Here is a 26,368-nt window from a genome sequence, read left to right on the forward strand (position 1 = left end):
TTGGACACTGCACGCCCCCCCTGTAGGAGCGAGCATGCTCGCGATGGACGTTAACGATAACGCTGGCTGCCTGACACCCAGCGGCGATCTCCAGTCCATCGCGAGCAGGCTCGCTCCTACAGGGTTTACGCGTTGGCCAGACGGGCTGCGAGGGCCTTGGCCTGACTGGCCACGTCGGTCACGGCGGTACTCTCCCACCACATCCCGCGCAGCGGCGGCCCCATGGCGAACAACCGCGAGGCGGCGTGGCCTTCGGCGTCCAGCACGGCGCCATCGGCCTGCGCCGCAATCCCCAGCGCCAATGGCCCCGGTTTGATCAGCCCGCGCGCCAGCAACTGCTGTGGCAAGGGTCGCGCCACCCGGCGCCAGTCGTATTCGATACCGCTGGAGTTGATCAACGCCGCGCCGCTGACAACGCGGGTGTGCGCCTCGCCACGGCGACGAATACGGATGCTGACCCCGCCGTCCGTAGAAGGCTCAAGCCCCTTGAACGATGCCGCCTGAATGCGCAATCGCCCTTCCCCGTGCAAACGCGCCACCAGCTCGGCGCTCAAGGGTGGCGAGCGGTGGTGATGGCTCTCCCACCATGGCCGCACATGCCGCACGAACTGCCGGCGCTGCACGTCGCTGGCCTGGCTCCACAAGCGACCGATATGCGCCCGCACCGTGTCCAGCGGCGCCTGCCAGTCAATGTTGCGGGCGATGGCCTCACGACAATGCCGACGCAGTTCGCGCACCAGTTGGCGTGGCGTGCGGATGCCGTGGTCTTCAGCGAGGAAGTCCGGCCAGGCCGGCGGCTGCCGCCGCACGTGAGGCAGCAGGCCGTGGCGGGAAAACACTTCGATCGGCCCGCGATGCCCGGCCTGTTCCAGCGACACCACGGCATCGACCATGGTCAGGCCCGAGCCGATGATCAGCACCGTCGACTGCGGGTCGAGCTGGCGCATGGCAGCTACATCCCAGGGATCAAGCGCCGCCGCATTCAGGCCGCTGGATTCGGTCTGCGGCGTGCGCGCGGCGGGAAACATCCCGGTCGCCAGCACCGCGAAAGCACCCTGCAGGCGCTGGCCGTCGCTCAAGGTCAGTCGCACCGAGTCGGCATCGCCTTGCAGGTCCACCACTTCGGCCCGCACATGCTCCACGGTCGATCCATGCCCCGCGCCCACCGCCTGCGCCTCGGCCAGACGCTGCTGCACGTACAGGCCAAAAATCCCCCGGGGCGGAAACAGTTCGCTGACCGGCACATGTTGTTCGTCCGATTCCGGCCAGCCACCGCCGGCAATGTAGTCGGTCAGCCACTGGGTCAGGTCGTCGGCATTGTCCGGGTCGACACTCATGCGCGCCGCGTTGCCGTTGAGCGTATGGCCCAGTTCCACGGCGCTATAGGCTTCACCCCGGCCCAGTTCCGCGCGGGGTTCGATCACCAGCAACCGGCGACGGCCCGGCAGACGCAGCAGTTGCGCCGCCAGCATCGTGCCGCTGAGGCCACCGCCGATGATCAGGATGTCTGCGTGGCGGATGGCGTCGGGCGCCTGTCCGTGTTGAATGTCACTCATGCCGTTCTCACTGGTTCCATATAGATTGAAGTCATGCAAATCGTCCCGGGCTGACAACGCCACTGTGCTGCAAGGACGATAATAGGCGCCAATGCCATGCGATGGTCATTGGGCGATACCAAAGTAGGATGCACCCTCGACACCCCACCCTGTAGGAGCGAGCCTGCTCGCGATGGCGGTGTGTCAGGCCACATCGATGTCGGATGTGCCGGCCTCTTCGCGAGCAGGCTCGCTCCTACAGGGGGTTGGGAGGTGACGCTTAGGCCGGCACCACCTTCCTTTCCTGCTGCCGCATCACCCCAAGGTCGCGATAACCACTGCCCGGATGCACCAGCGGCAGTCGCGCCCCTTCCCCGAACAGCTTCTCGCGCAACGTCCCCGGCGCATATTCGGTCTTGTACACCCCACGCTTCTGCAACTCCGGCACCAGCAAGTCCACGGCATCGATAAAGGTTTCATGGGTCAATGCATAGGCCAGGTTGAAGCCGTCCACATCGGTGTCCTCGACCCATTCCTGCAACAGATCGGCGACGGTTTCCGGGCTACCGACGAACAGCGGGCCAAAGCCGCCGATGCCCACCCAGTCCGCCAGTTCATTCGGGGTCCAGACCTTGTTCGGGTCCGCCGTGGAGAACGCCTCCACCGCCGATTGAATGGCATTGGTGTGCACATGCTTGAGTGGTTCGTCCGGCTTGAACTGGCTGAAATCGATGCCGGTCCAGCCGGAAATCAACGCCATGGCGCCTTCGTAGCTGACCCAGGTTTTGTATTCCTCGAACTTGGCCTTGGCCTTGGCATCGGTCTCGCCGAGGATCACCGTTTGCAGGTTGAAAATCAGGATCTTCCTCGGATCGCGCCCGGCTTCGGCGGCACGGCGGCGGATGTCGGCGACGGTCTTTTTCAGCAGCACTTTGGACGGTGCGGCGACGAACACGCATTCGGCATGTTCGGCGGCGAACTGCTTGCCACGACTGGAAGCCCCGGCCTGATACAGCACGGGAGTGCGCTGCGGCGACGGCTCGCACAGATGAATGCCTGGCACCTGGAAGTGCTTGCCCGCGTGGCGGATTTCATGAATCTTGCTCGGGTCGCTGAACACTCGGCGCTCGCGATCGCGCAGGATCGCCCCCTCTTCCCAACTGCCTTCCCAGAGCTTGTAGCAAACCTCCAGGTACTCCTCGGCGAAGTCGTAGCGGGCGTCGTGCTCGGTCTGGGTTTTCTGCCCGAGGTTCTTCGCGCCGCTCTCCAGATACGAGGTGACGATGTTCCAGCCAGCGCGGCCCTTGGTCAGGTGGTCCAGGGTCGACAGGCGCCGGGCGAACGGATACGGATGCTCGAATGACAGCGACGCGGTCAGGCCAAACCCCAGGTGTTCGGTGACCAGCGCCATGGGCGGGATCAATTGCAGCGGATCGTTGACCGGCACCTGCGCCGCCTGGCGAATCGCCGCCTCACCGTTGCCGTTGTAAACGTCGTAGATGCCCAGCACATCGGCAATGAACAGGCCGTCGAACTTGCCACGCTCGAGGATTTTCGCCAGATCGGTCCAGTACTCCAGGTCCTTGTACTGCCAGGAGCGATCCCGGGGGTGTGCCCACAGCCCGGGCGACTGGTGACCGACGCAGTTCATGTCGAAAGCGTTGAGACGAATTTCACGGGCCATCAAGCGGTACTCCAAAAGCTTGCAGAAAAATTCCCGAAGCTTCTGCAGGAGTCGTGCCTGATTTTAAAATCGTTATTTTTCAGTAAGTTAACGAGTATTTGTAGAAATTCTTACAGCATTAAAACAGCAAAGTGTTGAACCGGTGTTGATCAGGCAACAGTTCAAATCACCACGTTGCGCACGAACCGCACCGCCACCGTCCCCTCATTGCGATAGGAATGCGGCTGGTTGCTGGCGAACATGAAGAACTCGCCTGCGTTGATGTGATTCGGTACGTCACCGACCATCACGGTCAGGCAACCTTCGAATACGTAGAACTGTTCGCTCCAGCCATCAGCATCCGGCTCCGACGGGTAATGCTCGCCCGGCTCCAGGCGCCATTCCCACAACTCGACTTCACGGCTGGCATTGGCCTTGGCCAGCAATACCGCCTTGCTGCCGGGAATGGTCCCGGCCCAGGCCAGTTCGTTGATGCGGCTATGGTCGCGCACGTCGGGAGCCTGGATCAGATCACTGAACGCGACATCCAGCGCCTCGGCCACGCGATCGAGGGTGGTCAGGCTGACATTCTTTTCGCCGGCCTCGATGGCCACCAGCATGCGCCGGCTGACCCCGGACTTTTCCGCCAGGGCGGTCTGGCTCATGTCGGCGGCATGGCGCAGGCGGCGAACGTTCTGGCTGACGTGCTGCAGGACCGAAGCCCGTTGCGTGGAATCTTTGTGCACTATATTGCTCACTTGTGGGGCTTGGGCAGTATACTGCCCAACTTCGGGCGCATTGTGCGGCCCCCAAAAATAGTGTGCAAGGTCATGACGTCCGCGAAATCCCCCCAGGCTTCCTCCCGTTTCCTGCGGCTCAGCAAGGCTGAGTGCGTGCTGGTATTGATCACCATGGTCTGGGGCGGGACCTTCTTGCTGGTCCAGCATGCGATGACCGTCAGCGGGCCGATGCTCTTCGTGGGTCTGCGCTTTGCTGCCGCCGCGAGTATCGTCGCCCTGTTCTCCTGGCGCAGCCTGCGCGAACTGACCCTGTTCGAACTCAAGGCCGGCTCCTTCATCGGCGTGGCGATCATGCTCGGCTACGGCTTGCAGACCGTGGGCCTGCAAAGCATTCCCAGCAGTCAGTCGGCGTTCATCACCGCGCTGTACGTGCCCTTTGTGCCGTTGCTGCAATGGCTGGTGCTGGGCCGTCGTCCGGGGTTGATGCCGAGCATCGGGATCATGCTGGCGTTCACCGGCCTGATGTTGCTGTCGGGCCCGGCCGGCGCGTCGTTCCATTTCAGCCCCGGTGAAATCGCCACGCTGATCAGTGCCATCGCGATTGCCGCCGAGATCATCCTGATCAGCACCTTTGCCGGCCAGGTCGACGTGAAGCGGGTGACGGTGGTGCAACTGGCCGTCACCTCGCTGCTGTCGTTCCTGATGGTGGTGCCGACCCAGGAACGCATTCCGGACTTTTCCTGGCTGCTGCTGTGCAGCGCCCTGGGACTGGGCGCGGCGAGTGCGGCGATTCAGGTGGCGATGAACTGGGCACAGAAGAGTGTTTCGCCAACCCGGGCGACCCTGATCTATGCCGGTGAGCCGGTGTGGGCCGGGATTGTCGGGCGGATCGCCGGGGAGCGCTTGCCGGCGATTGCCCTGTTGGGCGCCGGGATGATTGTGGCGGCGGTGATTGTCAGTGAGTTGAAGACCAAGGGTAAGGGTGCTGCGGCCGAAGAAGCGCTGGAGCAAGAAACCCAAGGTTAGGTCGTAGCATTTCTGGTGACAGGTCTGACGCCATCGCGGGCAAGCCTCGCTCCCACAGGGTTTGTGTTGATTGCAATTTTTGTGAACAACACAAACCCTGTGGGAGCAAGGCTTGCCAGCGATGGGGCCGGACCTGACGAACACAACTCTTTGAAACAATGTGAATCAGGCTTTTTCCGTCTATTTTGTAGGATTCTGCGACAGCTTGGCGTTTGGTGATCCGGGAGCTGGCACGTATGATGCTTCACAAACTTCCGCAGATTAGAAGCCTATGTCCTTGATAGTTCTACTGCTCCTGCCTTTCCTGGGCAGCTGTCTGGCCGCAGTGCTGCCACACAATGCACGTAACGCCGAATCCCTCTTGGCTGGCCTGGTTGCCCTGATCGGCACAGTGCAGGTCGCCCTCCTGTACCCGCAAATCGCCCATGGCGGCGTGATCCGCGAAGAATTCTTCTGGTTGCCGAGCCTTGGCTTGAACTTCGTCCTGCGCATGGACGGCTTCGCCTGGCTGTTCTCGCTGCTGGTGATGGGCATCGGCACGCTGGTGTCGCTGTACGCCCGCTACTACATGTCGCCCGACGATCCGGTGCCGCGCTTCTTCGCGTTTTTTCTCGCCTTCATGGGCGCCATGCTCGGGCTGGTGATCTCCGGCAACCTGATCCAGATCGTGTTTTTCTGGGAGCTGACCAGTCTCTTCTCGTTCCTGTTGATCGGCTACTGGCACCACCGCGCCGATGCCCGGCGCGGCGCCTACATGGCGTTGATGGTCACCGGGGCCGGAGGGCTGTGCCTGCTGGCGGGGGTCATGCTGCTTGGCCATGTGGTCGGCAGCTATGACCTGGACAAGGTCCTGGCCGCCGGCGATCTGATTCGTGCACATGCCCTCTACCCCATCCTGCTACCCCTGATCCTCATCGGCGCCCTGAGCAAAAGCGCGCAGTTCCCCTTTCATTTCTGGCTGCCCCACGCCATGGCCGCGCCGACGCCGGTCTCGGCGTACCTGCACTCGGCGACCATGGTCAAGGCTGGGGTGTTCCTGCTGGCACGACTGTGGCCGTCGCTGTCCGGCAGCGAAGAATGGTTCTACATCGTCAGCGGCGCCGGGGCGTGCACCCTGTTGCTGGGTGCGTATTTCGCGATGTTCCAGAACGACCTCAAGGGTCTGCTGGCCTATTCGACCATCAGTCACCTGGGCCTGATCACCCTGCTGCTGGGCCTCAACAGCCCGCTGGCGGCGGTGGCGGCGGTGTTCCACATCCTCAACCACGCCACTTTCAAGGCCTCGCTGTTCATGGCCGCCGGGATCATCGACCACGAAAGCGGCACCCGGGACATCCGCAAGCTCAGCGGCCTGGTCAAACTGATCCCCTTCACCGCGACCCTGGCCATGGTCGCCAGTGCGTCCATGGCCGGCGTACCGCTGCTCAACGGCTTCCTGTCCAAGGAAATGTTCTTCGCCGAAACCGTGTTCATCAACGCCTCGGCCTGGATCGAAACCACCCTGCCGATCGTCGCGACCATCGCCGGCACCTTCAGCGTCGCCTATTCCCTGCGTTTTACCGTCGACGTGTTCTTCGGTCCGCCCGCCACCGACCTGCCGCACACCCCGCACGAGCCGCCGCGCTGGATGCGTGCACCGGTGGAGCTGCTGGTGTTCACCTGCCTGGTGGTGGGGATCTTCCCGGCGCAAGTGGTCGGCTCGCTGCTCGCCGCCGCGGCCCTGCCGGTGGTGGGCGGCACGCTGCCGGAATACAGCCTGGCCATCTGGCACGGTCTCAACGCGCCGATGATCATGAGCCTGATCGCCATGTCCGGCGGCATCGTGCTGTACCTGTTGTTGCGCAATCAGCTCAAGCGCGGGCGCTTCCGCTACCCGCCGCTCATTGGCCGATTGAGCGGCAAGCGCTTTTTCGAGCGCGCCCTGGTGATCAAGATGCGTCTGGCCCGGCGCCTGGAGCGGCGGATCAGCACCCGTCGCCTGCAATCCCAGCTGTTCCTGATGGTGCTCGCCGCCGTCCTCGCCGGCCTGATTCCGATGCTGCACAGCAGCCTGCACTGGGGTGACCGGCCGAAGATTCCGGGCTCGATCGTATTCGTCATCCTGTGGCTGCTGGCGATTGCCTGCGCCCTGGGTGCCGCGTACCAGGCCAAGTACCACCGTCTCGCCGCCCTGACCATGGTCAGCGTCTGCGGCCTGATGACCTGCATCACCTTCGTCTGGTTCTCGGCGCCGGACCTGGCCCTGACGCAACTGGTGGTCGAGGTGGTCACCACGGTGCTGATCCTGCTCGGCCTGCGCTGGCTGCCGCGACGGATCGAAGAGGTTTCGCCCTTGCCCAGCAGCCTGCGCAGGGCGCGCATCCGGCGTATCCGTGACTTGCTGCTGTCGACCGTGGTCGGCGTTGGCATGGCACTGCTGGCCTACGCGATGCTGACCCGGCAGACGCCCAACGACATTTCCTCGTTCTACCTGAGCCGCGCCCTGCCCGAGGGCGGCGGCAGCAACGTGGTCAACGTGATGCTGGTGGACTTCCGTGGCTTCGACACCCTCGGCGAAATCACCGTGCTGGTGGCAGTGGCGCTGACCGTGTTCGCCCTGCTGCGACGCTTCCGCCCACCGAAAGAAAGCCTGCAATTGCCGGCCCAGCAGCGACTGCTCGCGCCGGACGTGGTGACCGATCTGGTCAACCCGCGTCACGCCAGCGACACCGCGCTGGGCTTCATGATGGTGCCGGCAGTGCTGGTGCGCCTGCTGTTGCCGATTGCCTTCGTGGTGTCGTTCTACCTGTTCATGCGCGGGCACAACCAGCCGGGCGGCGGGTTTGTCGCGGGGCTGGTGATGTCGGTGGCGTTCATCCTGCAATACATGGTCGCCGGCACCCAATGGGTCGAGGCCCAGATGAGCCTGCGTCCGCTGCGCTGGATGAGCACCGGCCTGCTGTTCGCCACGGTCACAGGACTTGGCGCAATGGCGGTCGGCTATCCGTTCCTGACCACCCACACCTGGCATTTCGACTTGCCGCTGCTGGGTGACATTCACCTGGCCAGCGCGCTGTTCTTCGACATTGGTGTGTACGCGGTGGTGGTCGGATCGACCCTGCTGATTCTCACCGCCCTCGCCCACCAATCGGTGCGAGGTCACAAGACGGCGGCCCAGCCCAAATCCGTCGTTATCAAGGAGACCGTCTGATGGAAGAAGTCATCGCCATCGCCATCGGCGTGCTGGCCGCGTCCGGTGTCTGGCTGATCCTGCGGCCACGGACGTTCCAGGTCGTCATGGGCCTGTGCCTGCTGTCCTACGGGGTCAACCTGTTCATCTTCAGCATGGGCAGCCTGTTCATCGGCAAGGAGCCGATCATCAAGGATGGCGTGCCGCAGGATCTGCTGCACTACACCGACCCATTGCCACAAGCCCTGGTATTGACCGCCATCGTCATCAGCTTCGCCATGACCGCGCTGTTCCTCGTGGTCCTGCTGGCCTCCCGGGGCCTGACCGGCACCGACCATGTGGATGGCCGGGAGCCCAAGGAATGAATGCGATGACGCACCTGATCGCAGCGCCCATCCTGCTGCCGCTGCTGACCGCCGCCATCATGCTGATGCTCGGCGAGAAACATCGCCCGCTCAAAGCCAAAATCAACCTGTTCTCCAGCCTGCTGGGCCTGGGCATTTCGGTGTGCCTGCTGCAATGGACGCAAACCACTGGCGTGCCCGGCTCCATCGGCGTGTATCTGCCGGGCAACTGGCAGGTGCCGTTCGGCCTGGTGCTGGTGGTCGATCGCCTGTCGGCGCTGATGCTGGTGCTGACCGGGATCATTGGCGTCAGCGCCCTGCTGTTCGCCATGGCCCGCTGGGACAGCGCCGGCTCGAGTTTCCATGCGCTGTTCCAGATTCAGTTGATGGGCCTGTATGGCGCGTTCCTGACGGCGGACCTGTTCAACCTGTTCGTGTTCTTCGAAGTGCTGCTGGCCGCGTCCTATGGCCTGATGCTGCACGGCTCGGGCCGGGCACGGGTGTCGTCGGGGCTTCACTACATCTCGATCAACCTGCTGGCGTCGACCCTATTCCTGATTGGCGCGGCGCTGATCTACGGTGTCACCGGCACCCTGAACATGGCCGACCTTGCACTGAAAATCCCGCTGGTGCCGGAGGCCGATCGCGGCTTGCTGCACGCTGGCGCAGGCATTCTGGCGGTGGCGTTCCTGGCCAAGGCCGGGATGTGGCCGCTGAACTTCTGGCTGGTGCCGGCGTACTCCTCGGCGAGCGCGCCGGTGGCAGCGATGTTCGCGATCATGACCAAGGTCGGCGTCTACACCTTCCTGCGCCTGTGGACCTTGCTGTTTTCCGGCCAGGCCGGCGCCTCGGCGTACTTCGGTGGCGACTGGCTGATCTACGGCGGCATGGCGACCATCATTTGCGCCGCCGTGGCCATCCTCGCCGCGCAACGCCTGGAACGCATGGCCAGCCTGAGCATTCTGGTATCGGCGGGGATCCTGCTGTCGGCCATCGGTTTCGCCCAACCGAACCTGATCGGCGCGGCGCTGTTTTACCTGGTCAGCTCGACCCTGGCCCTGAGCGCGCTGTTCCTGCTGGCCGAGTTGATCGAGCGCTCGCGCACGGCCAACGAAATCCCTCTGGAGGATGAAAACGAGTTGCTGCCGCGACCGCAGGAAGCCTCGGCCCCGGTCAAGGGCGTCAACCTCGACGACGATCAGAAAGCCGTGGTGGGCCAGGTGATTCCCTGGACCATGGCGTTCCTCGGCTTGAGCTTCATTGCCTGCACACTGTTGATCGTCGGCATGCCGCCGCTCTCGGGGTTCATCGGCAAACTCGGTTTGCTCAGCGCCCTGCTCAATCCGCTGGGCCTGGGTAATGCGGCGCCAATCTCGAATGCCGCGTGGGCCTTGCTGGCGCTGTTGATCCTCTCGGGCCTGACCTCGCTGGTGGCCTTTTCGCGCCTGGGCATCCAGCGCTTCTGGACTCCGATCGACAGGCCATCGCCGCTGCTGCGTCGCCTGGAGTGCGTGCCGATCTTCGCCCTGCTGGGCTTGAGCATCGCCCTGACCTTCAAGGCCGAGCCGCTGCTGCGCTATACCCAGGCCGCCGCCGATGCCTTGAACAACCCTGAGCAATACGTGATGGCGGTTCTCGGCACCCGGGTGGTGCCGAACCCCGAAGCCCACGCCGCGCTGCTGGAGGTGCAACCATGAAGCGCCTGTTTCCCGCTCCCTGGTTATCCCTGGCGCTGTGGGTACTGTGGCTGGTGCTGAATCTGTCGATCAGTCCCGGCAACCTGCTGCTGGGCGCGATACTGGGCTTCTGCGCGCCACTGATGATGCGCAAGCTGCGTCCGCTGCCGATCCGCATTCGCCGCCCGTGGGTGATTCTGCGCCTGTTCCTGGTGGTGGGTCGCGATGTGCTGGCGTCCAACCTCGCCGTGGCCTGGGGCGTGCTCAACGCCGGCCGCCGCCCACCACGTTCGCGGTTCATCAAGGTGCCGCTGGACCTGCGCGATGCCAACGGCCTGGCCACCCTGGCGATGATCTGCACCGTGGTCCCCGGCACGGTCTGGTCGGAGCTGGCGCTGGACCGCAGCATCCTGCTGCTGCACGTGTTCGATCTGGCTGATGACGAAGCGCCGTTCATCGAGCACTTCAAGGCGACGTACGAGCGCCCGTTGATGGAGATTTTCGAATGAGCGCCCTGCTGTCGAATGCGATTGTGTTGAGCCTGTTCCTGTTTTCCGTGGCGATGATCCTGACCCTGACCCGCCTGTTCAAGGGCCCGTCGGCCCAGGACCGGGTACTGGCGCTGGACTACCTGTACATCGTCGCCATGCTGATGATGCTGACCCTGGGGATTCGCTACGCCAGTGATACCTACTTCGAGGCGGCGTTGCTGATCGCGCTGTTCGGCTTCGTCGGCTCGTTTGCCCTGGCGAAATTCCTCCTGCGTGGCGAGGTGATCGAATGACCGTTGAATTGCCGATTTGGGTGGAAGTTGCAGTGGCGATCCTGCTGGTGCTCAGCAGCCTGTTTGCGCTGATCGGCGCTATTGGCCTGGTGCGGATGAAGGATTATTTCCAGCGCATGCACCCGCCGGCACTGGCCTCGACCCTCGGTGCATGGTGCGTGGCGCTGGCTTCGATCATTTACTTTTCGGCCCTCAAGTCGGCGCCGGTGCTGCATGCATGGCTGATTCCGATCCTGCTGGCGATTACCGTGCCGGTGACCACGCTGTTGCTGGCGCGGGCGGCGTTGTTCCGCAAGCGCATGGCCGGGGATGATGTGCCGGCGGAAGTCAGCAGTCGCCGCACCGAAAACCTGTAGGAGCGAGCCTGCTCGCGATGGATGAACGTGCACCGCGGGGTGTCAAGCTGCCAGCGTGATCGTTGACGACCATCGCGAGCAGGCTCGCTCCTACAGTTACGTCATTTTCAATTCCAGGCCACGGCCAACAACCCCGCCCCCAACACCACACACAACGGCGAATAGACCCAGGTATCCCACCAGGCAAACCTCGAGTCCTTCACCTCCTTGAAAAACCCCACCAGCTCCGAATCGCCAATGGCCCGGGCAAACAACAGAATCGCGATGGCACTGATCAGCCATTGCAGCGACCAGTGCCCGATCACCGGCACCCACCAGCCGACCCGCAAACACACCAGAAGGGCGATCATCAGCAAGGCGGCGGCCACCACCAGGGTGATCCAGCCTCGCGGCTTGAAGGCCGGTTGCAGCCGTACGCTGCCCTCCACCGGCACCTGGGGCACGGCCGCCACCGTCGCCCACTCGCCACCCAGTCCCCAATACACGTGTACCAAACTGATCACTGCAAACATCGACACCAGCCATTGAGCCAACGCAAAGGTCATGGTTGAAGATCCTTGAAAGAGATTTGGACAAAATCATCCTAGTCGGCTTTTTTTGGCGTGCACGACCGGTCGGCGGAGGAGTAAAGTGCCGCCCCATGAAATTCTCCCGCTCCGATCGCTCACTGTTGGCCTGGACGCTCTACTGCTGCGTTCTGTTCAATGTGTTCGCCTGCAGCATCGGTCACGGGCAAATGGTCGGGATGCAGCTCAACGGTCTGGGTGGCCAGTTCTGTAGCGTCGACCCGGCGACTCAAACCCCGGTTTCAAGCCAGTCTTCCGAAGATCAACTGCCGACCCTGTCCAAGGCTTTCGGCTGTCCGTTGTGCTCCACCGGCGGCATGGGCCCGGCGTTCAACTCCAGCCTGACCCTGGCGATCCTCCCCGAGCAGCACAGCCCGCCTCTGGCACCGATCGACAACGCCTACCTCCCTGCCCGCTTCACCTGGCCCTCGGCCAATCCGCGCGCGCCGCCGCTCGCCTGAATCTCTTCGCCTTTTCCGCTCAGCCCACTTCGCCAACGCGAGGCGTTCGCTCGTGCGCTGTTTGCCAATCAAGAATTCAGGACTCATCGATGAAACACGTCCCTTTACTGGCCAGCCTGTTCGGCTGCCTGTCCGTTAACGCCTGGGCTCAAGCCACCATCGACCTCGCGCCCATCACCGTCGATGGCGAGCAAGACGCCGAACCCGGCCTCAACCTCGACCAATCAAGCGGCATGGCCTCGCGATTGGGCCTGAGCGTGCGGGAAACCCCGGCCTCGGTGGCCATCGCCAACCGCAACGACATCGAGCGCCACGGTGCGCAGAATTTCCAGGACGCCGCCAACACCCTTCCGGGCGTCAACGCCAGTGCACCGCCGGGCTTCGGTGGTTTCGTCTCGTACCGGGGTTTCACCAGCAGCCAGATCACCCAGATGTTCAACGGCGTCAATGTCTCCGGTGGTCTCGCCCGGCCAGTGGATGCGTGGATATACGATCGGGTGGAACTGGTCGGCGGTCCCTCATCACTGATCAATGGCGCCGGCTCCGTGGGCGGCTCGCTTAACTACGTGACCAAACTGGCCAGCCGTGAAGAGCAGGCGCTGGAAGGTCGGGTCAGCTACGGCACCTACGACACCACTGAAACTGCCTTCGGCGTCAATCACGCCTTGAGCGATGCCAGCGCCGACGTGCAGCACTACGCCCGTCTCGATGTCAGCCACAACACCGGCAATGGCTATATCGACCGCCAGGAACGCGATGCCTGGAGCATGGCTTTTTCCTTGCTCAGCGACCTCACGCCGGATCTGTCCCACACCCTGGCCCTGGAGTACCAGGACGAATACGAAGACAGCCCCTACTGGGGCACGCCGGTCCTCAACCCCAAGGCCGGCGAATTGAAGATCGACAAGCACAACCGCTTCAATAACTACAACGTCGAGGACGGCCGCTACGAGCAGCGCACGATCTGGGTGCGCTCGATCATCGACTACCGGATCAACGACAGCACCAGCCTGCACAACATGCTGTACCACCTCGACAGCCAGCGTGATTACCGCAACCTGGAAACCTATCAGTACAACGCCGACAACACCGCGGTGAACCGCTCCACGGCTTATCAGGTGCGACATCAGAGTGAACAGAACGGCAACCAGTTCGAACTGCGCCACGACAACACCCTGCTGGGGCTGGCAACCACCTGGTCCGGCGGTTTCGAGTACAAGGTCAACCAGACCACCAACTCGCCGCTGAACGTCAAAGGCGCCAGCACGGTCGATCCGAACAACTATTCGCCGGGACACTTCTATGACATTCCGGGGACGCAGCAGGGTTTCGTCAGCGACAAGACCAACGAGGTCACCACCAAGGCCCTGTTTGTTGAAAACCGTCTGGCGCTCACCGACGAACTTTCGCTGCTCACCGGGTTGCGCTACGACGACATCGACCTGGACGTGACCAATCACCGTGCCGTGACCGCCAGCAATCCACGGCATCTCAAGCGCAGCTGGGAACCGGTGACCGGCCGCGTTGGCCTGACGTATCAGTTGCTGCCTTCAGCGAATGTCTACGCGCAGTACAGCATCGCCGCCGAACAACCCAACGGCACCCAGGACTTCGACGTGTCCACGGGCAAGCAATGGGAGATCGGCAGCAAGTTCGATTATCTGGACGGGCGCGGATCGGCGACGGTGGCGGCGTACACCATCGAGCGCAAGGACTTCGCGGTGACCGACCCGCTTGATCCGACCCTGAGCATTCCGGTGGGTCAGCAGACGTCCAACGGCATCGAAGTGGCCAGCTCGTTGCGGATCACCGACCGGCTGTTGGTCGAAGGCAATTTCGCCTGGGTCGATGCCCAATACGATGAGTTCACGGAAAAGAACGCGGCGGGCCAGGTGGTGTCCCGCAAGGGCAATACGCCGACCAACGTGCCGGACCGGGTTGGCAATCTTTGGCTGACTTATGATTTTTCGCCGCAATGGCAAGGGGGCGTGGATGCACGCTACGTGGCGTCGGTGTATGCCGACAGCGCCAACACCATGACCGTGCCGTCGTACACGCTGTTCGGCTCGTTTCTCAGCTACAAGGTGGACCGGCATACCACCCTCACCGGCCGGGTGCGCAACCTGACCAACGAGGTGTATGCCGAGTTTGCGCATGTGTCGCCGGCGTATTACCTGGGTACGCCGAGGACGTTTGAGTTGGCGGTGCAGACGCGGTTCTAAATGCAAAAGCATCGCGAGCAGGCTCGCTCCTACAGGGGATCTGTGGCGGTCACACTCCACCTGTAGGAGCGAGCCTGCTCGCGATGGCGGCATCAGCCTCACTACATCATTTCAACTCGGCAGACACTTTGTCCGCCACATCCGTGGGCACCCAGGCCTTCCACACATCCGGGTGTTTCTTCATGAACGCTTGCGCAGCCTCGCGCGGTGGGGTGTGTTTTTCGCTCATGTCGGCCAGGGCCTTGTTCAGATCATCGATCGGGAAATCGACCTTGGTGAAGAACTCGGCGATCTGCGGATACTGTTTCTGGAACGGCGTGGACACGCCAATGGAGAGTTTCGAGGGCAACGAACGGGTGGGTTTGGGATTGGGGTTGTCGGCGTCGGTCAGGGTCTTCCAGGCCTCGGCATCGAACGGCGGCTCTTCCAGTTGAATCAACTTGAAGCGACCGAGCAACGGTGTCGGCGACCAGTAGTAGAACAGCACCGGCTTGCTGCGACGGATCGAGGAACTGATCTCGGCATCCAGCGCCGCGCCGGACCCGCTGCGAAAGTTCACATAACTGTCATCCAGCCCATAGGCCTTGAGCTTCTGCTTGTTGACCACTTCCGAGGTCCAGCCAATCGGACTGTTGAGGAAACGCCCCTTGTTCGGCGCCTCCGGGTCCTTGAACACGTCCTTGTACTTGGGCAGGTCACTGACACTGCGCAGGTCCGGCGCCATCGCCTTGATGCCCTTGGCCGGGTCGCCCTTGATCACGTATTCCGGCACCCACCAGCCTTCGGTCGCGCCCTTGACCGTATCGCCCAGGCTCACGACTTTGCCCTCGGCTTCTGCCTTGACCCAGACCGGACTGCGACCGGCCCACTCCTCGCCAATGACCTGAATGTCATTGTTGGCCAGGGCGGTTTCCAGGGTAATGGTGGTGCCCGGCAAGGTGTCGGTCGGCAGGCCGTAGCCCTTTTCGACAATGATCCGCAGGATATCGGTGATCAGGCTGCCGCTTTCCCAGTTAAGGTCCGCGAAATGGACCGGCGCCTGTGCAGCCTGCACCGCAGCGGGTGACGCCAACACAACGAAAGTAGCCAGGACCGCAGCCAGCAAGCGTCGAAAACCTTTCATGCTTTTGCACCTCGTGCTGTTCGCAGCAATAGCAGGATGGCCAGGCAGAAGACCGCAAAGCCTCTGAAACTTCAGTCAATTGACTGTAGTAGAGGTTCCTGCTTTCGAGGGGTTCGGATCAATTTTCGGAAATTTCCTGCAAACGCTTCAGCTCTCGCCTGACCATGCTGGCGTATTCCGCCGGACGCAAGGTGTAGAGCTGCGAGGCTACCCAATTGAGCCAGGCGCCCTGCAGAACGGCTTTCTGCGCGAACAGCCGCTGCGCTTCGGCTTCGGCGCGGGCCTGGTTCTGCTGGTGAAAATCAGCGCGGGGCAGGTTCATTACTCGCTGGCCTTGAACGTCACCAGCTCGCCCTTGCGCCACTTCGCGGCTTTGGCGGTCACGGCCTTGAGAGTCTTGGTCAGGCCTTCCTGCAATTGCTGGTGGGCGGCGAACACCGTTACCGCACAATGGCCTTCCTTGAACACGATGGCTTCGCCGTCGGCGGTGGTCACGAAGGCATAGTCGCCCAGGCCGTAGACGGTCATTTTGATTTCACGGAATCTGATTTCCAGCTTGCCGCCTTCGCGACTGGGCAGGACCGAAGCACTGAAATGGTCACCCACCTTGAGTTTGAGTCCTGGTTTGTCGTCTACCACCAACGCCGACTCGGTATCGAGCTCAGCCACATAAATGCCTTCGGCGTTCTGCTCGGTGATGTAAACAAAACGTGACTGAAACAGTTTGACCAGCTTTGCGCGCAAATCACCCAGCACGAACAAAGCATGCATATCGAGATTACTTACTGCCAAGGAACCATCCCCACATCTGAAAATGATGCCGCACGCATAAAAGGCGCACAGCCGAAAAAGGCGGAAATGCCGAAAGTGAAACCAGATAGACCTGAGTCGATGTCCTGAATGAGCAGAGTACTCATCCATGTCGTTCGTTAAAGGTTGAAGGGCAACACCCTTCTTACAGCCAAATACTACGGACTATCAACTTCAGGGAAAAAACTCTTAAAAAAAAGCACTTTTCCGACATATCACAAGCCGAAAATTGCTTTAGATGAACAGGTTCACCCCACCAGTGAGGGTGATTCTAGAGCAGCCATGCTCGCCGAGACTACCCATACAGACGTACATACGTCGGTAAAAACAATGAAAAGGACTTCATATGTGCACACTGACACACTTTGCCCAACCATTGGCAGCTTCCCCGATTTCACCTTCTTCGATGTTGCAGCGTCTTGAACTTTCCCCCCATCTCCCCGAAACGCCCCGGTTCCAGGTGTTACTGGCCGGTAATGCGTTCTTTCATATCAAGGAAATTTCCACCGGGCATGTAAGAGGTTTCCGCATCGATCATAACGAAGCCTGCGCCCTCGCCCGCGCGCTGGAGTCGCATGGCTGACGGAACCTGCGTCTAAGGAACGGATTTGCAGTCTATGCTCACTGCTGCATTTGAATATCGGCTTCAAACTCCTGAAGCACAGTCTCCTCAGAAGTAAAGAAGCTGAAATTTCACACTTCAAACCCGTTTCACCCCTGCCAGGAGATGAAAATGGAATCACCGACCCACGACTTGAAAGGTTTGTTCGACCAGCTCGGCCTGGATTCCACCCAGAAAGCTATCGACGATTTCATTGCCAGCCACTCACCCCTGCCCGACAACAAAAAACTCATCGATGCGGAGTTCTGGACCCCGCAACAGGCGGGCTTTCTCAAGGAACAACTGCGTGAAGACGCCGACTGGGCGCGGGTGGTCGACGACCTGAACCTGCGTATGCACCAGCTTCACTGATCTTGTCTCAATGCAGGCTGTCTGGCGTCTCGGCACTCAATTGCGCGATCCAGGCAGCCTTGCACTCTTCCGCTTCGTCACGGGTTGAAAATGCCGTCCCCCGGCGTTCGCCGTTCAACAGCACCACCCAGCACACACTTTGGCCCAAGGCCCGCAAACTGGCGGGTACACCGCTGCCAATCATCACTGCGACATCGACTTTGCTTTGCATGTTGCCCTCCGAATTCCGTTAGCAACCTAACTATTAGGTATGATAAGGAATTCCGAGGTGCGGAAACAATATCGGGTTTGTAGAGCTTTCTTTCCAAAGTCGTAACAATCGTTCGCTATCTGTAGGAGCGAGCCTGCTCGCGATGAAACCGGGAGCGCTGCGGGGTATCAGAGACTCCGCGTCTTCGTTGAAGACCATCGCGAGCAGGCTCGCTCCTACAGGGTGCCTTGCGGCTTGTATCCCAACCGCAATCCACCCCAATGCCGCCCCTTGAGCATGATCGGCACAGAAAGGTCATGCATCAGTTCACCGGTGTCGCGGGTGTAGGTTTGCAGCAATACCGCTTGTTGATGGCTGCCGCAGCGAATCCCGGTGCGGTCGGCGAACTTGCGTTTGGTGCGGTTGTGGACGGTATCGCTCTGCACATCACCGGTCAGCGGCTGGCTGAATACCTTGTTGTGGGTCGGCACATAACCTTGCTGGGTGCAGGCAATGGCGAAGACCAGGCCTTCATGGCGCGGCAGCAACGGTTCCTGGATCGCCGGCAAGACCTGATCGGTGTAGCCGTCGAAACGCGTCTGGTACTTGACCGGTTGAGTGCCGGCAATCGCCTGGTAATGGCGGTCGAACAGGTCATCGAGGCTGATGCGACCGGCGTCGATGTCCGCCTCGAAACGCGCCGCAATCTGGCCCGCGCCTTCCCGCGCCAGGTCGTAGATCCGCTGGTGATAGTCATCCAGCCCAACCTCCGCCAGCCGTTCGCTGATGCTTTCGGCCTGCCCTTCCATCTGCACCGCCGCATCGGCCAGGCGCCGGGTCTGTTGATCGCTGACTGACAAGTCGCCGCGCATTTGCTCGATGGCATGGAACAGGCTGTCCAGTTGCTCGCGATTGGTCTCGGCGCCCCGGGCGATTTCCCCGACCTGCCCTTCGACACTGGCCGCCAGGCGAGCGATGTTTTCCAGGTGTTGGCCGGTGTGCTCCACCTGCTCGACACCGAGGTCGAGGTCGCTGGACAACTGGCGGATCTGCTCGACCACCTGCGCCGTGCGCTGCTGGATGTCCGCCACCATCTCCCCGACTTCACCGGTTGCGGTCGCCGTACGCGCGGCCAGCCCGCGAACCTCATCGGCCACCACCGCAAAGCCCCGGCCGTGCTCCCCGGCCCGCGCCGCTTCGATCGCCGCGTTCAAGGCCAACAGGTTGGTCTGGCTGGCGATGGACTGGATGACCAGGGTCACGCGCTGGATATCGTCGCTGCGCAGGCTCAAGGCTTCGATCAGCTCACGGCTGCCGTTGGCCCGCTCGCTGAGTCGGTGCATCCGCGCAATCGACTCGACCACTTCGGCACGCCCCGTCGCGCCACTTCGATGCGCCTCGCTCGCCGCACTCAGCGCTTGGTGGCTGAGGGTCGAAGTAGCCTGCTCGGTGGCGATCATCACTTCGGCATTGCTGACGATTTGTGCCGCGGCGCCTAGTTGCGATTGCAAGCGGTCAGCCAGTTGCCGGACGGAAAACGCCACGCCCGCGGCGGACAGCGCGTTATGACTGGTGGTGCGGGAAAGATCGCGAGTCAACGCAGCGATGGCGTCGCCGGAATCGGCAGCATCGATGTTTTGAGGGGTAGCGCGCGAACGCAGGCGCGGCAGCCAGACAATCAGCACCGCCAGTGGCAGGCCGACATACAACGACCAGTTTCCTAGGCTAATGCCACACAGCAACAGCATCAGGGCAATGCTTTGCAAGGTCGGTGTCAGCCAGCGATTCCTTGGCAAAAGTACCTGGGCAGGCACTTGCGCCAACAGAGAACCTTCTCTCGTCATCGTCGTCACCCCAAGAATCTTCTAATTGTTGTCTTCGCATTAAACGCCACTAAAAAGCCATTATCCATGAGCCTTTAGTCGGGGGCGTTGCAGCAGATCAATAGAAGTTCGCGGGTTTTGTACAGACGTCGAAAAGCAAAGATCGCAGCCTTCGGCAGTTCCTACAGGAGTTCACAAAAACCTGTAGGTGTTGCCGAAGGCTGCGATCTTTTCGAAGGCAGCCCATTTTCATGGGCTGCCTCGCAGAATCAGGCCTGACGCTGGTGCTTGTCGATTTGCTCGTGACGTTCTTGAGCTTCGATGCAGTATTTGGTGGTCGGGCTGATCAGCAGGCGCTTGAGGCCGATAGGCTCGCCGCTGTCGTCGCACCAGCCAAAGCTGTCTTCTTTGATACGTTCCAGCGCTTGTTCCAACTGAGGCAGCATGCGCTGGTCGCGATCGATTGCGTTCACCAGCCAGGTGCGCTCTTCTTCAACGGAAGCTGCGTCAGCCGGATCGGCCGGAGTGTCCAGGCTCTCGATGGCGATGCGGTTCTGCTCGATGCGCTCATGGGTTTCGACTTTCATGTTCTGCAACAGCTCGGAGAAAAAAGCATGTTGCTCGGCATTCATGTAGTCATCCGCCGGCATGGCCAGCAACTTGTCCTTTGTCATTGATATCTCTATAAAAAAACGTGCATTAAGGCGAATTAGGGAGCGTTCCGACGGACCTGCTCAGGCCATCGCGAAGGCGCGGTTTGTTCCAAGCGCCACCCGGCACTCAATTTACGAGGGGCGGCAGTCTAAGGCCGACTTGAGGCCTCAGCAACTGAAAAGACAGCGAATTTGTCCGACAAGGCCTCGAAAATGCGCTATGACAGGCATCCAGGCGGATATCGGAGTGCGTTTATAGCAAGAAATTCCATTCAGCGGAGCCATATAGAAGACAAACGGCCACGCTGCGGGAAGCCGTTTGCAGGTGGCCCGGGCTCGGCTAAGGTTGTCGCTCCCGTCATGGCTAACTCAAGGAGTGAATAAATGAAGCTGATCGGCATGCTGGATTCGCCTTTTGTACGACGCGTCGCTATCTCCGCAAAACGCCTGGGCATCGAACTGGAGCAGCACTCGGTGTCGGTGTTCAGGACATTCGAGCAATTCCAGCAGATCAACCCAGTAGTGAAGGCCCCTACCCTGGTGCTGGACGACGGCGATGTGTTGATGGACTCCACACTGATCATCGACTACCTCGAAACGCTGGCCGGCGGCGATCGCAGCCTGATGCCCGCCGCAATCGGACAACGCCTGCGCGCACTGCGCCTGATCGGCCTGGCCCTGGCCGCCTGCGAAAAATCGGTGCAGCTTTATTACGAGCGCAACCTGCGCCCGGCGGACATTCAATTTGCGCCGTGGGTCGAACGAGTCGAGGGACAACTGGCCGCCGCTTATAACGCGCTGGAAAGGGAACTGGAAAAGCAGCCGCTGGACACCGATGGCCCGATTGACCAGGCCGGCATCACCCTGGCCGTGGCCTGGAGTTTTACCAATCTGGTGGTACCGGATCAGGTGTCGGCCGGGAAGTTTCCGAACATCGCGACGTACACCGAATATGCCGAGGGGCTTGAGGTGTTCATCAACACACCGATTGAATGACCGGCAAATCAAAATCAAAAGATTGCAGCCTGCGGCAGCTCCTACACAAAACCCTGTAGGAGATGCCGCAGGCTGCGATCTTTGTGCCTCTAGGCAATCAATGCATGAACAAAGCGATCAGGATGATGACCGGAATCGGTACGCCGAGAAAGAACAGCAGTAATGAGCGCATGATAGTTCTCCTGGGTTAACGAACAGGTGTGGTGGTGACGTAGCTGTCGGTTTCCACATACACCACGGCATCCCGGCGGCGACCGCCAAAAGTCGCGGCAAGGCTGGCGAAGAACGCGCCGGCCAGCAGGGCAACGAACATCCACAAGGTGGTCCAGGCAGCGACTTTGGCGGCAGCGTCGGCGGCTTCCTTTGCAGCCTGTTTGGCGTCGGCCACGGCCTTTTGCGTGCGGGCATAGACTTCATCCACGCGACGCTCGGCATCGGCCTGGGTCAGGTTGGTCCGTTGTGCAACCAGTTGTGCAAGGTAAGTCCGGTCCACGGCAGCCAACTGGCCGTCGGCGATAGAGCGCACGAAAATGCGCGTCACGGTGCCCCGGGCAGCGTCGTCGCTGGCGGCCCCCGGACGATCATCGCGGAACAGGCTGTCGATGTAGTAACCGTATTGATCACTGTCAGTATTGGCAGCTGCGGTTCCCGCCACCTGGGTCATGGCACTGGCGGCACCACCAGCGACCTGCGCTCCGGCCTGCACGCCGCCACTGACCAGACTGCTGACCGAACCGGCCACCAGCGTGGCCGTCACCAGCGTCGCGACGCACCAGGCGAGAAAGCCGTGGGCGGTATCACGAAAATAAACTTCGTCGCCATGCATATAAGTCCATTTCACTCGCAATCGACCGGCGATATAACCACCAAGCCCGGAGGCCACGATTTGCGTAAAGGCCAGCCAGACGATCGTCGTGATCCCCAGCCCCTTGGCGCTCACACCTTCATTGGCCCAAGGCGAGACAGCGGAGAATCCAAGACCGAACCCCAGCAGCACCAGTATCAGCGACAATGCCGCCGCCGCTGCGGCCCCGGCGAAAATCGCTCCCCACGACACGCCAGAGACCGTGGTCGATTCCTCCAGGGTCGCGGCATAAAGACCGTCATTGGATGTATTCATCGTGATGTCGCTCCAGGCAATAAATATGGTGTTACAACTCTCGGGTCAGCCGTTGCAGTCACCGTGCCAGTCGCGTCTTTTGAATAAATCCTTGTATGTCAGCCAGTTATAAAGTTTGAACTTCCCGTGCCCATGCAATATGCAACGAAGGGGCAAGCTCGACGGGTTTTATGCACTACAGAAAGAGCTATTTACGCCTGTAGCTTTTATTACCGCTAGGCGTCAGGCAATACACACCGCCTCGTGGGCCCGTACAAAACGAACCAGTGCCGCAGGCACATCCATCGGTATCCTGAACAAAGGATTGGGGGCGAACCTGGCTTTTGTTGCCGAACATCGCCGAGCAACTTTTCTTCGAACCACTGATCGAACCGTCGTTACACAAAAACAAGTCACCGTCGCAGCGATCGATCCCGCCTTTTTTACCTGAACAGGGTGTATTGGCCGCCCAGCTCGAAGCGCTGGCAACACACAGCAAAAACAGAACAATTGGCATCCAGCCACGGCGGGTCAAAGTGCGCACGATACAGGTTCCGGTTGAATTAATGGCTCAATGATATCAATGTTCCCGGCAAGCACTGAAACAACATGAAAGTTAATTTATTAAGCGGCGAACAATTCTTGGCAAAATACCCCTCACTCCGTATTGAACCGATTATCAGGCCAGCCCCATGACCCGTATCTTGACCATCGAAGACGACGCCGTGACCGCCCGGGAAATAGTCGCCGAATTGAGCAATCACGGCCTCGACGTCGACTGGGTCGACAACGGGCGCGAAGGCCTGGAGCGAGCCGTCAGCGGCAATTACGACCTGATCACCCTCGACCGCATGCTGCCGGAACTCGATGGCCTGGCCATCGTCACCAAGCTGCGCAGCATGGGCGTGGCGACGCCGATCCTGATGATCAGCGCCCTTTCCGATGTCGATGAGCGCGTGCGCGGCCTGCGTGCCGGCGGCGACGACTACCTGACCAAACCCTTTGCCACCGATGAAATGGCCGCCCGGGTCGAAGTCCTGCTGCGTCGGCAGAACACCGGCAGCGCCCAGGCCACCACCCTGCGCGTCGCCGATCTGGAGCTGAACCTGATCAGCCATGAGGCCCGCCGCGACGGCCAGATGCTCACGCTGCTGCCCACCGAATACAAACTGCTGGAATTCCTGATGCGCAACACCGGGCAGATCCTTTCGCGGATGATGATTTTCGAAGAGGTCTGGGGTTATCACTTCGACCCAGGCACCAACCTGATCGACGTACACATCGGCCGCCTGCGCAAGAAAATCGACCCACCTGGCAATGCCCCATTGATTCGAACCGTGCGAGGCTCGGGTTATGTCATTGCCGAACCCGTCTAAAGGCTGGCGCTCTTCCAGCAGTCGCCTGCTGGCGCTCTACAGTGCGTTGTTCGTCGCCTGGAGCGGGATTCTCATGGGGGTCATGTACTACGAGGTATCGTCCTACCTGGACAACCTGGCCAAACATTCGCTGATGCAACGTCAGCACCTGTTCTCTCGTTTTCAGGGCGAACAACTGGTGGATGCCCTCGCCGTCAGCATGACCTTCGACATTCGCGGCATCGACGCCTATGGCCTGTTCGATGCCCAGCACCGTTACCTCAACGGCGCGCTGCGCCATATTCCCCAAGGCCTGCCGCTGGACGGCAAGATCCACATGCTCAGCGACTGCGCCGGCTACGACGACCCGACCCTGCCCGCCGACAGCTGTGATGCCGTCGCCACCCCGACCCGGGACGGCCGTTGGCTGATACTGGTGCGGGATAACGGTTCGTTGTTTGCCGTGACCCGGATCATCCTCCACGCGTTGTTCTGGGGCATGACCCTGACCATCATCCCGGGCATCGTCGGCTGGCACCTGTTGCGGCGCCGGCCACTGCGGCGCATTCGCGGGATCCAGGCCAGCGCCGAAGCCATCGTCGCCGGCGACCTGACCCGGCGCCTGCCGCTGTCCAACCGCCGCGATGAACTGGACATGCTCGCCGCCATCGTCAACGCCATGCTCGAACGCATCGAACGCCTGATGCACGAGGTCAAGGGCGTGTGCGACAACATCGCCCATGACCTGCGCACCCCGCTGACCCGCTTGCGCGCACAGTTGTATCGCATGCAGCAACAGGCCGGCGAAGGTTCGACGGAAGCCGCGCAGCTGGACCTTGTCCTCGCCGAGGCCGACACCCTGATGGCGCGGTTTCGCGGGCTGCTGCGCATTTCCGAACTGGAAGACCGCCAGCGCCGTTCCGGGTTCGTGCAACTCGACCCAGTGTCGCTGCTGCAGGAGCTGCATGAGTTTTACCTGCCACTGGCGGAGGACGACGGCCTGACGTTCGAACTGCAATTGCCAGCCACGCTGCCATCGCTCAATGGCGACCGTGCACTGTTGTTCGAAGCGGTGGCGAATCTGTTGAGCAATTCGATCAAGTTCACCCCGCCCGGCGGCCAGGTGATCCTGCGCGGGATCAACGACAACGGTCATACCCGCATCGAAGTCCTCGACTCCGGCCCCGGCATTCCCGAGGCGGAACGCGTGGCGGTGTTCCAGCGTTTCTATCGCGCGGAAGCGGGCAACCTCAAAAGCGGTTTCGGGCTCGGTCTGTCGATCGTCGCGGCGATCGTCAGCCTGCATGGATTCAAGCTCGAGGTGGGCAGCAGCGAACTGGGTGGCGCTCAGTTGGTGCTCGATTGCAAGGAAAGCCTGATCCCGCAGACCTGACCCGATCTGACAAACAACACTGTAGGAGCGAGCCTGCTCGCGATGGCATAAGGTCAGTCACTATCAACGTTGACTGACACTCCGCTATCGCGAGCAGGCTCGCTCCTACAGTTGTTTATGGTGTCTGTCAGACCGGATAGTTAGCCCGCAACGCCTCCAGCCCACCCTGATAAATCCCGGTGAACAACGCCACCACTTCCTCGTCACTCACACCCACCGGCTCAAACTGCCCGGACCAGGTGACCCGGGCCCCCTGCCCCTGGGCTTCGACCTTGATCGTCGCCAGATAGGCCGTGGCCGGAAACGGCGCCTGCAAGATCGAGTAGCTATAGGTCTTTGCATCGTTGTCGAACTTTTGCAGACGTTCGATCACCACCCCGCCGTCGGCCGTTTGCAGGCTGCGTACCCGCCCGCCTTCGCTCAGTTCACTCTTGGGGATGAAGGGCAGCCAGTCGGGCAGCGAGTCGAAGCCGCCGATCAATTGCCAGACCTGATCGGCCGAAGCCGGGATGTCGATGAATGCTGAGGTCGTTGCCATGAATCAATACTCTCCAGATCAATGAAATTCAGATTGCCAGGCTGTCGACGACACCGCCGTCGACTCGCAGGGCGGCGCCGGTAGTGGCCGAGGACAGCGGTGAAGCGATGTAGGCGACCAGGTTGGCCACTTCCTCGACATCCGCCACGCGCTGGATGATCGAACTCGGACGCGCATTGCGCACAAAGGCATCGGCCTCTTCGCGAACGCTGCGGCCGGAAGCGGCGACGGCATCCTTGAGCATTTCCTCCACACCGCCAGTGAGGGTCGGCCCCGGCAGGATCGCGTTGACCGTCACCCCGGTACCCGCCAGGCGCTTGGCCAGTCCATGGGATACCGCCAGGTTGGCGCTTTTGGTCACGCCATAGTTGAGCATGTCGGCCGGGATCGCGATCCCGGATTCCGAGGACAGGAAAATCACCCGGCCCCAGCCCTGCTTGACCATGTCCGGTACGTAATGCCGGGACAGGCGCACACCGGAGATCACGTTGATCTCATAGAACCGCGTCCACTCGCTGTCGGGGGTGTCAAAGAAATCAACCGCGGCGTAGATCCCCAGGTTGTTCACCAGAATGTCGGCCCGAGGCTCGGCGGCGAACAGTTTTTCCGCGCCTGCGGCAGTGCCCAGGTCAGCGGTCAAACCGCGCAATTGCGCACCCGGCACGCTCTGGCGAATGCTCGCCAGCGCGTGCTCGACCTTGGCCGTGTCACGGCCGATCACCACCACCGTGGCGCCGGATTCGGCCAACGCCTTGCTGATGCCCAGACCAATGCCGTCGGTACTGCCGGTGACGATGGCCAGTTTTCCAGTCAGATCGATTTTCATATTCAAGCTCCCAAGTTCTGCTGTGGTGCCGAGATAGGGGGTCAGGA

General features: G+C 61.3%; 29 protein-coding genes. 14 read left to right on the forward strand and 15 right to left on the reverse strand.

Annotation, left to right across the window (positions count from 1 at the left end):
• Positions 1 to 125: 125 nt before the first annotated feature.
• From DKY63_RS07630 to DKY63_RS07645, 3 genes are all read right to left on the reverse strand, one after another.
• Complete coding sequence (locus DKY63_RS07630; protein ID WP_110963550.1) at positions 126 to 1,556, reverse strand: FAD/NAD(P)-binding protein; 1,431 nt, start codon at positions 1,554 to 1,556, stop codon at positions 126 to 128.
• A 259-nt stretch (positions 1,557 to 1,815) separates the two neighbouring features.
• On the reverse strand, positions 1,816 to 3,219 hold the full coding sequence (locus DKY63_RS07640) for an LLM class flavin-dependent oxidoreductase (protein WP_110963551.1): 1,404 nt from the start codon (positions 3,217 to 3,219) through the stop codon (positions 1,816 to 1,818).
• 161 nt (positions 3,220 to 3,380) lie between these two features.
• Positions 3,381 to 3,944 carry a helix-turn-helix domain-containing protein gene (locus DKY63_RS07645; RefSeq protein ID WP_110963552.1) on the reverse strand — a complete coding sequence of 188 codons (564 nt, stop codon included), beginning with the start codon at positions 3,942 to 3,944 and terminating at the stop codon, positions 3,381 to 3,383.
• Between DKY63_RS07645 and DKY63_RS07650 the strand changes: the two genes are divergently transcribed.
• From DKY63_RS07650 to DKY63_RS07680, 7 genes are all read left to right on the forward strand, one after another.
• Positions 3,939 to 4,964: a DMT family transporter gene (locus DKY63_RS07650; protein WP_110963553.1), complete on the forward strand. Its 1,026-nt coding sequence runs from the start codon at positions 3,939 to 3,941 to the stop codon at positions 4,962 to 4,964. The two genes, DKY63_RS07645 and DKY63_RS07650, sit on opposite strands and share 6 nt — an antisense overlap.
• A 271-nt stretch (positions 4,965 to 5,235) precedes the next feature.
• A complete protein-coding gene (locus tag DKY63_RS07655; protein WP_110963554.1) occupies positions 5,236 to 8,154 on the forward strand; it encodes a monovalent cation/H+ antiporter subunit A in 2,919 nt (972 codons plus the stop codon).
• Entirely contained in the window at positions 8,154 to 8,498 is a 345-nt protein-coding gene (locus DKY63_RS07660; RefSeq protein ID WP_007986256.1) for a Na+/H+ antiporter subunit C, read from the forward strand. The genes DKY63_RS07655 and DKY63_RS07660 overlap by 1 nt, the downstream gene beginning before the upstream one ends.
• The gene (locus DKY63_RS07665; RefSeq protein WP_110963555.1) at positions 8,495 to 10,174 is read left to right on the forward strand and encodes a monovalent cation/H+ antiporter subunit D; all 1,680 of its coding nucleotides are present in this window, start codon (positions 8,495 to 8,497) and stop codon (positions 10,172 to 10,174) included. Before DKY63_RS07660 ends, DKY63_RS07665 begins: the two co-directional genes overlap by 4 nt.
• Positions 10,171 to 10,662 carry a Na+/H+ antiporter subunit E gene (locus tag DKY63_RS07670; RefSeq protein ID WP_110963556.1) on the forward strand — a complete coding sequence of 164 codons (492 nt, stop codon included), beginning with the start codon at positions 10,171 to 10,173 and terminating at the stop codon, positions 10,660 to 10,662. Before DKY63_RS07665 ends, DKY63_RS07670 begins: the two co-directional genes overlap by 4 nt.
• Positions 10,659 to 10,937, forward strand: coding sequence for a K+/H+ antiporter subunit F (locus DKY63_RS07675; RefSeq protein ID WP_110963557.1), 279 nt, complete (start codon positions 10,659 to 10,661; stop codon positions 10,935 to 10,937). The genes DKY63_RS07670 and DKY63_RS07675 overlap by 4 nt, the downstream gene beginning before the upstream one ends.
• Positions 10,934 to 11,293, forward strand: a complete 360-nt coding sequence (locus tag DKY63_RS07680; RefSeq protein WP_110963558.1) for a Na+/H+ antiporter subunit G — start codon at positions 10,934 to 10,936, stop codon at positions 11,291 to 11,293. Before DKY63_RS07675 ends, DKY63_RS07680 begins: the two co-directional genes overlap by 4 nt.
• Positions 11,294 to 11,400: 107 nt before the next feature.
• Here DKY63_RS07680 and DKY63_RS07685 read toward each other — a convergent pair whose 3' ends face one another.
• Positions 11,401 to 11,838, reverse strand: a complete 438-nt coding sequence (locus DKY63_RS07685; protein ID WP_110963559.1) for a DUF3995 domain-containing protein — start codon at positions 11,836 to 11,838, stop codon at positions 11,401 to 11,403.
• Positions 11,839 to 11,933: 95 nt separating this feature from the next.
• Here DKY63_RS07685 and DKY63_RS07690 point away from each other — a divergent pair, with 95 nt between their 5' ends.
• Together DKY63_RS07690 and DKY63_RS07695 are read left to right on the forward strand one after the other, a co-directional pair.
• Positions 11,934 to 12,320: a DUF2946 domain-containing protein gene (locus DKY63_RS07690; protein WP_110963560.1), complete on the forward strand. Its 387-nt coding sequence runs from the start codon at positions 11,934 to 11,936 to the stop codon at positions 12,318 to 12,320.
• A gap of 89 nt (positions 12,321 to 12,409) precedes the next feature.
• Positions 12,410 to 14,542: a TonB-dependent receptor gene (locus tag DKY63_RS07695; RefSeq protein ID WP_110963561.1), complete on the forward strand. Its 2,133-nt coding sequence runs from the start codon at positions 12,410 to 12,412 to the stop codon at positions 14,540 to 14,542.
• Between the two features lie 106 nt (positions 14,543 to 14,648).
• Here DKY63_RS07695 and DKY63_RS07700 read toward each other — a convergent pair whose 3' ends face one another.
• From DKY63_RS07700 to DKY63_RS32870, 4 genes are all read right to left on the reverse strand, one after another.
• Positions 14,649 to 15,665 carry an ABC transporter substrate-binding protein gene (locus DKY63_RS07700; protein WP_110963562.1) on the reverse strand — a complete coding sequence of 339 codons (1,017 nt, stop codon included), beginning with the start codon at positions 15,663 to 15,665 and terminating at the stop codon, positions 14,649 to 14,651.
• A 118-nt stretch (positions 15,666 to 15,783) separates the two neighbouring features.
• Positions 15,784 to 15,987, reverse strand: coding sequence for a hypothetical protein (locus DKY63_RS07705; RefSeq protein ID WP_110963563.1), 204 nt, complete (start codon positions 15,985 to 15,987; stop codon positions 15,784 to 15,786).
• Positions 15,987 to 16,436 carry a hypothetical protein gene (locus DKY63_RS07710; protein WP_204354311.1) on the reverse strand — a complete coding sequence of 150 codons (450 nt, stop codon included), beginning with the start codon at positions 16,434 to 16,436 and terminating at the stop codon, positions 15,987 to 15,989. Before DKY63_RS07710 ends, DKY63_RS07705 begins: the two co-directional genes overlap by 1 nt.
• Before the next feature lie 11 nt (positions 16,437 to 16,447).
• A complete protein-coding gene (locus DKY63_RS32870; RefSeq protein ID WP_275428110.1) occupies positions 16,448 to 16,582 on the reverse strand; it encodes a hypothetical protein in 135 nt (44 codons plus the stop codon).
• A gap of 239 nt (positions 16,583 to 16,821) precedes the next feature.
• Here DKY63_RS32870 and DKY63_RS07715 point away from each other — a divergent pair, with 239 nt between their 5' ends.
• Together DKY63_RS07715 and DKY63_RS07720 are read left to right on the forward strand one after the other, a co-directional pair.
• Entirely contained in the window at positions 16,822 to 17,058 is a 237-nt protein-coding gene (locus DKY63_RS07715) for a hypothetical protein (RefSeq protein WP_110963565.1), read from the forward strand.
• A gap of 150 nt (positions 17,059 to 17,208) precedes the next feature.
• Positions 17,209 to 17,448 (forward strand): DUF2789 domain-containing protein, encoded by a 240-nt coding sequence (locus DKY63_RS07720; protein WP_110963566.1) that lies wholly within the window; start codon positions 17,209 to 17,211, stop codon positions 17,446 to 17,448.
• Positions 17,449 to 17,455: 7 nt separating this feature from the next.
• Here the strand turns inward: DKY63_RS07720 and DKY63_RS07725 are convergent, their stop codons facing one another.
• The 3 genes from DKY63_RS07725 to DKY63_RS07735 form a co-directional block, all read right to left on the reverse strand.
• Positions 17,456 to 17,659 (reverse strand): hypothetical protein, encoded by a 204-nt coding sequence (locus tag DKY63_RS07725; RefSeq protein ID WP_110963567.1) that lies wholly within the window; start codon positions 17,657 to 17,659, stop codon positions 17,456 to 17,458.
• 215 nt (positions 17,660 to 17,874) lie between these two features.
• Positions 17,875 to 19,482, reverse strand: a complete 1,608-nt coding sequence (locus DKY63_RS07730) for a methyl-accepting chemotaxis protein (protein ID WP_110963568.1) — start codon at positions 19,480 to 19,482, stop codon at positions 17,875 to 17,877.
• A 248-nt stretch (positions 19,483 to 19,730) separates the two neighbouring features.
• Positions 19,731 to 20,135 (reverse strand): TraR/DksA family transcriptional regulator, encoded by a 405-nt coding sequence (locus tag DKY63_RS07735; protein ID WP_007935965.1) that lies wholly within the window; start codon positions 20,133 to 20,135, stop codon positions 19,731 to 19,733.
• Between the two features lie 363 nt (positions 20,136 to 20,498).
• On the opposite strand from DKY63_RS07735, the gene DKY63_RS07740 reads away from it, so the two are divergent.
• Entirely contained in the window at positions 20,499 to 21,110 is a 612-nt protein-coding gene (locus tag DKY63_RS07740) for a glutathione S-transferase (protein ID WP_110963569.1), read from the forward strand.
• 187 nt (positions 21,111 to 21,297) lie between these two features.
• Here the strand turns inward: DKY63_RS07740 and DKY63_RS07745 are convergent, their stop codons facing one another.
• A complete protein-coding gene (locus DKY63_RS07745; protein ID WP_110963570.1) occupies positions 21,298 to 22,230 on the reverse strand; it encodes a hypothetical protein in 933 nt (310 codons plus the stop codon).
• 187 nt (positions 22,231 to 22,417) lie between these two features.
• Entirely contained in the window at positions 22,418 to 22,726 is a 309-nt protein-coding gene (locus DKY63_RS32635; RefSeq protein WP_110967876.1) for a hypothetical protein, read from the reverse strand.
• Between the two features lie 175 nt (positions 22,727 to 22,901).
• Here DKY63_RS32635 and DKY63_RS07755 point away from each other — a divergent pair, with 175 nt between their 5' ends.
• The gene (locus DKY63_RS07755) at positions 22,902 to 23,585 is read left to right on the forward strand and encodes a response regulator transcription factor (RefSeq protein ID WP_110963571.1); all 684 of its coding nucleotides are present in this window, start codon (positions 22,902 to 22,904) and stop codon (positions 23,583 to 23,585) included.
• The gene (locus tag DKY63_RS07760) at positions 23,563 to 24,957 is read left to right on the forward strand and encodes a sensor histidine kinase (RefSeq protein ID WP_110963572.1); all 1,395 of its coding nucleotides are present in this window, start codon (positions 23,563 to 23,565) and stop codon (positions 24,955 to 24,957) included. Before DKY63_RS07755 ends, DKY63_RS07760 begins: the two co-directional genes overlap by 23 nt.
• A gap of 127 nt (positions 24,958 to 25,084) precedes the next feature.
• On the opposite strand, the gene DKY63_RS07765 is transcribed toward DKY63_RS07760, so the two are convergent.
• Both DKY63_RS07765 and DKY63_RS07770 read right to left on the reverse strand, forming a co-directional pair.
• Positions 25,085 to 25,495, reverse strand: coding sequence for an SRPBCC family protein (locus DKY63_RS07765; protein ID WP_110963573.1), 411 nt, complete (start codon positions 25,493 to 25,495; stop codon positions 25,085 to 25,087).
• Between the two features lie 28 nt (positions 25,496 to 25,523).
• Positions 25,524 to 26,321, reverse strand: a complete 798-nt coding sequence (locus DKY63_RS07770) for an SDR family NAD(P)-dependent oxidoreductase (RefSeq protein WP_110963574.1) — start codon at positions 26,319 to 26,321, stop codon at positions 25,524 to 25,526.
• Positions 26,322 to 26,368: the final 47 nt, after the last annotated feature.

Origin of the sequence: Pseudomonas putida (assembly GCF_003228315.1) — a bacterium.
In the GTDB taxonomy this organism is placed as follows: domain Bacteria; phylum Pseudomonadota; class Gammaproteobacteria; order Pseudomonadales; family Pseudomonadaceae; genus Aquipseudomonas; species Aquipseudomonas putida_S.